Origin of the sequence: Mangrovicoccus sp. HB161399 (genome assembly GCF_013184745.1) — a bacterium.
Lineage (GTDB): Bacteria > Pseudomonadota > Alphaproteobacteria > Rhodobacterales > Rhodobacteraceae > Mangrovicoccus.
In genome coordinates, this window is the sequence record NZ_JAATVU010000162.1 from 1 (window position 1) to 4,368 (window position 4,368).

At 65.2% G+C, this 4,368-nt stretch carries 5 protein-coding genes and 2 pseudogenes; 4 read left to right on the forward strand and 3 right to left on the reverse strand.

Annotated elements, in window-relative coordinates:
* Nucleotides 1-234 precede the first annotated feature (234 nt).
* Nucleotides 235-741 (forward strand): annotated as a pseudogene (locus tag HCC78_RS31600) (IS5 family transposase); the annotation flags it as partial.
* Nucleotides 742-830: 89 nt separating this feature from the next.
* Here HCC78_RS31600 and HCC78_RS31605 read toward each other — a convergent pair.
* Both HCC78_RS31605 and HCC78_RS31610 read right to left on the reverse strand, forming a co-directional pair.
* A complete protein-coding gene (locus tag HCC78_RS31605) occupies nt 831-2,096 on the reverse strand; it encodes a polysaccharide pyruvyl transferase family protein (protein ID WP_172332673.1) in 1,266 nt (421 codons plus the stop codon).
* On the reverse strand, nt 2,093-2,671 hold the full coding sequence (locus HCC78_RS31610; protein WP_172332674.1) for a hypothetical protein: 579 nt from the start codon (nt 2,669-2,671) through the stop codon (nt 2,093-2,095). Before HCC78_RS31610 ends, HCC78_RS31605 begins: the two co-directional genes overlap by 4 nt.
* Before the next feature lie 330 nt (nt 2,672-3,001).
* Between HCC78_RS31610 and HCC78_RS35100 the strand changes: the two are divergent.
* From HCC78_RS35100 to HCC78_RS35110, 3 genes and pseudogenes are all read left to right on the forward strand, one after another.
* A pseudogene (locus tag HCC78_RS35100) lies at nt 3,002-3,214 on the forward strand (transposase); the annotation flags it as partial.
* Nucleotides 3,215-3,353: 139 nt separating this feature from the next.
* Nucleotides 3,354-3,662, forward strand: coding sequence for an IS3 family transposase (locus HCC78_RS35105; protein ID WP_371743968.1), 309 nt, complete (start codon nt 3,354-3,356; stop codon nt 3,660-3,662).
* Nucleotides 3,659-3,940, forward strand: coding sequence for a DDE-type integrase/transposase/recombinase (locus HCC78_RS35110; protein WP_371743969.1), 282 nt, complete (start codon nt 3,659-3,661; stop codon nt 3,938-3,940). Before HCC78_RS35105 ends, HCC78_RS35110 begins: the two co-directional genes overlap by 4 nt.
* Here HCC78_RS35110 and HCC78_RS31625 read toward each other — a convergent pair.
* The coding region (locus HCC78_RS31625) for a transposase (protein WP_172332676.1) at nt 3,923-4,368 on the reverse strand (446 nt) is incomplete at its 5' end. The genes HCC78_RS35110 and HCC78_RS31625 overlap by 18 nt on opposite strands.

The following is a 4,368-nucleotide window of genomic DNA, read 5'->3' on the forward strand; positions in this document are numbered from 1 at the left end:
GCGCATCTTCAAAAGCTTGCACCCGGCCCTGTCGGGGGAATTGCGTTGAAACAAAGGGTTGACAGCGATCATGAGAACAGGCTGCTGAAATAGGATTCTAGGGGAGCGTCGCGGAGGAACTTGTTCCGAATTTTGCCAAGACTGCCCCATATATTGAGAAAGGTTGGCCGATCTTAGGACCATTTTTCCAGATTTTCCTCACGCTCCACGTCCGAACATACTATTTCAGCACCCTGGAGGATCAGGAAACGGTCCGGGGGACCGTTTCCCCGACGACGATTGGAGATCCGGGCGATCGAGGTCACCTCCAGCAATGTCGGCGACGCGCCGATGCTGCCGGACCTGCTCGCCCAGATCCCGGCGGACGAGGAGATCGCCACCGCCACGGCCGACGGTGCCTATGACACGTGCGCCTGCCATGATGCCATCGCGGCCCGCGGCGCGGCGGCGGTCATTCCGCCGAGGCGGACTGCGAGACCGTGGAAGCCGGACACGGCCGGAGCTCGCGCGCGAAACGAGATCCTGCGGGCATCGAAGCACCTGGGCCGGGCGCTCTGGCGGAACTGGAGCGGGTACCACCGCCGCAGCAGGGTCGAAACGAAAATGAACTGCGTGAAGCAGCTCGGCCAACGGCTGATGGCTCGCGACTTCGACCGCCAGGTGGCGGAGGTCCAGATCCGGGTGGCGGTCCTCAACCGCTTCACGGCACTCGGCATCCCGATGACGGTGGCCGCAGGATAAGTGTGTCCGGGGAAAGGGGGACTGCAGTCGCCAGCTGATTTGTCCAACAACGCCCATCACGCATCTCAAGGGAACCTAGCGATTCAGGTTCACGTCGAAACGCTTTCGCTAGCTGTCCTCTGCGCTCGCAGACCCGCCTCGACCACGCGCCTGACGCCGGCCCATGTCTCGTCGACAACCTCTCGATGTATGGCGGGATCAATGCCGGCCTGAAGCGCGTGCTCCGCCCGCTCGACGACCGCCTCCACCGAGATTTCCGCTGCCGGCAGGAAATGCTCCGACCTGCCGGTTGAGGCGAAGAAGCTCTCCACCTTTCGGTCCCAGCCGAGGCCGACGACCGGAATCCCGTAGGCATAGCCGACGATGCAGGCGTGAAGGCGATGCGCGATGAGCCCGCGCAAGCCTCCGACCAGCTGCGCCAGTTCGGTTGGGGTCTCGGGGGCCGACAGGGTCGTGACGTTCCGCCGCCGCAGCTCGGGGTGCTCGGCCAGCCGGGCGAGCAGCTCGCGATCCTCGATTGCACCATTGCAGAACAGTGCGACATCCTGCCCGCGATCCGCAAGCGCCGCGGCCAGGTCCACAAAGAACTGCGGCCGGTTGCCTGCGCCGGGTGTCTCGTCGGCGTGATACGACAAGATTTCTGCCGCGGTCACCCCGATCCCGATCCGATCGCTTGGCGGTATCGCGCCGTAGCAGGCGGCGGCAAGTAGCCCGGGATCGCGCGTGAACTCGGGGGGCGGCGCGGCCTTGGCGTGGCCGTCCGTCTGCGCGATCCAGGCGTCGAGCGATTGCGGATCGCGCAGGCCGATCATCTGCAGGTCGGTGTCGAACAGCTTCGCAAAGAGCTCCGTGCCGCTGCGGGACCAGTTCCTGGCCACCCCCACCGCGTGAACGACCACCGGGACATCGGCTTCGGCGAGGACTTTGCTCGCGCGTGCGATCTTAAGGCAGAAGTTGAGGTCGGCGTCGGAAAACAGCTGCCCGCCGCCGAGAATCGCGAGGTCCGCGCCATCGACGGCCGCCCGCCACTCCGGCTCGAGCCGGTCGAGCATCCGCGACAGCTTCGCCGTCACCAGCCGGTGCCGCAGCGGGCGCGGCAGTTGGCTGAGCGTCCTGACAATCAGCGCGCGATGGCGGAGCGTGACCTCACCGAAGTCCCGCCGCCCGGACAGGTCGATCCGCCGGAACTCGACGTCGGGACGCAGCACCGAAAGCGCATGGCAAAGGCAATCGGAGATGATGCCATCGCCGACGTTGGGGCTGTAGGGCACTGCGAACTGCACAACGCGGGGCCTGGCGCTCACGGTTTGGAGCCCGCTTGTCCTTAGGCCGGGGGGCGCATCGAGGGTTTTCATGTCGGGCCTGCGGCGCCGCCTTGGGCCCAGGGCGATCCGGGGAGCACCTTGGGCGGCTCCCAAGGTTCGCCCCAGCGCGACACCCGAGGGTCATTCGGATCCTTTTCGGGGCAGCGTTCGCGGGCCATAGCGGCCTTGGTGTTGGTGAGACAATGGCATGAGGTGCAGATCTTGGCGTCCTTGCCGACGACGACCTTCGCGCCGCGATAAACCAGCATGTCCGGTGTCGGCGCCTCGAAGGGACAGCTGCGGCAGGCGCCCAGGCGGCGTGTGATGTCCCAGGGCTTTGCGTGCTCCAGCCCTTCCATGCCCCACTTCAGGACGCCGGCGGCGGCCTTCGCGGTGACCGCCATGGAGGAAGGCCGCGCGGCCTGCTCGGCCGAAGCCGTGAGTTTTTTCATCACCCCGGGAAGCTTGCGTGTCGCGTAGAGCGCCTTGGCGAATACCGGATCCTCGAGCGCTCGGCGGGTTACCGAAGGCGACAGGGCGGTCTCCAGCCCCAGGTGTTTGCGCAGAAGTTCAGAGGCGGTGCTGAGATCCGGTGCTTTTAGAATATCTCGAGTTAGGTATTTCATTCTGGACCTTTAATTTTCTGAAAATGCTCTTGGGGAAACCCTAGCATCCCTGTGCCACAGGCCAAAATGAATCTTGACCCGAACCCGCCGGGACGCGAAGTCTCCCGGCCAGGCTCAGACTACACGACACAGTTTGATTTTGGGTGGCGGCGATCGACGAAAGGGAGTCTCCTGACGGACTCGGGTCGTGTCGCGAATGCTGTGGAAATTCCCTGGCGGTTTGCTCCGGGTATGCGAAATTGGCTCCGGTAAAGCAGCGACGTCAAGTGGTGACCTTGCCCCCGGGTCCCGGACTGGGAGTTAAAGTACTCCCAGAGAGAGGGACCCCCTATGAGCAGACAACCCCGCCGCCACTTCACTACCGAGTTCAAGGAACAGGCCGTCGCGCGGCTCTCGGAGCCCGGCGCCACGCAGAGCTGCGTCGTCCGGGAACTCGGCGTGTCCGCATCGCAGCTGAAAAGCTGGCGGCTCGAGCTGGCGGCCGCGGGATCGGCTGAAGCGATCCGCAGGCAGCAGGCCGAGGCCGCGGAGCTGGCCGAACTTCGGCGCGAGAACCGGCGCCTAAAGGAAGAGGTGGAGGTGATGCGCAAAGCTTCCGCCTTTTTCGCTCAGTGGGGGCGAAACAGTGAACACGAAGCTGGAGTTCATCGCCGCCCACGCGTCCGCGCACGCCGTCATCCTCATGTGCCGGGTGCTCTCGGTGAGCACGAGCTGGTTCTATTCCTGTCGTGCCGCCGCCCCGAAACGGGCGGCGCGCCGGGCGTCCCGGGACGCCCTGTTGCCGCGGATACGTTCAATCTTCGAGGCCAGTCGGCGGCGATACGGAGCCCCGCGCATCCATGCCGAACTGCGGGGCCAAGGCATCCGGGTTGCCAGGAAGACGGTGGCCAAGCTCTTGAAAGATAACAATATCCGCTGCCGCGCAAAGGTCGGCAGGTCCCGAGGACGACGGATAGCCGGCACAATTTCGGCATCGCCCCGAACCTCCTGAGGCGAAATTTCAAGGCTTCGGAGCCCGACCGCATCTGGCTGGCCGACATCAGCTATGTCCCCACTGACGAAGGGTGGCTCTATCTCGCGGCGGTCAAGGACATGGCCACGATGGAGATCGTGGGATGGTCGATGTCGGACCGGCTAAAGAGCAGCCTCGCGGTCGATGCGATGCGCATGGCTCTGCAGAACCGGCGGCCGACGCCAGGGCTGATCTGCCACTCCGTCCGCGGAATCGTAAACATCCGGCGAGGGCCGCGGTCATGCGGCCTTGCGTGACAAGGCGCTTTGTGGCGTCCAGTTCCAGGGCAGAAGCTCAGGTACGCGCGAGACCTTGGTGTCAGGCAGCCGCGCCAGGACATCAGCGAGCCAAGCCTGTGGATCGATGCCGTTCATCTTCGCCGTCACGATCAGCGTGTACATGAAGGCCGCCCTGTCGCCGCCGCGTCCGGAACCTGCGAATAGCCAGGACTTCCGGCCGAGGGCGACACCCCTGAGCGATCGCTCCGCCGCGTTGTTGGTCAGGCAGATACGGCCGTCATCGAGGAAGCGGGTGAAGGCGGCCCAGCGGCAGTCGCTCAGCACGTAGTCGATCGCCTTGGCAACGGGCGCGTGCCGCGACATCCGCCCGCGTTCCGATGCCAGCCAGTCGTGCAGGCCGGCGACCAGCGGGCGGGCCGACTCCTGCCGTGCGGCCAGACGTTCCG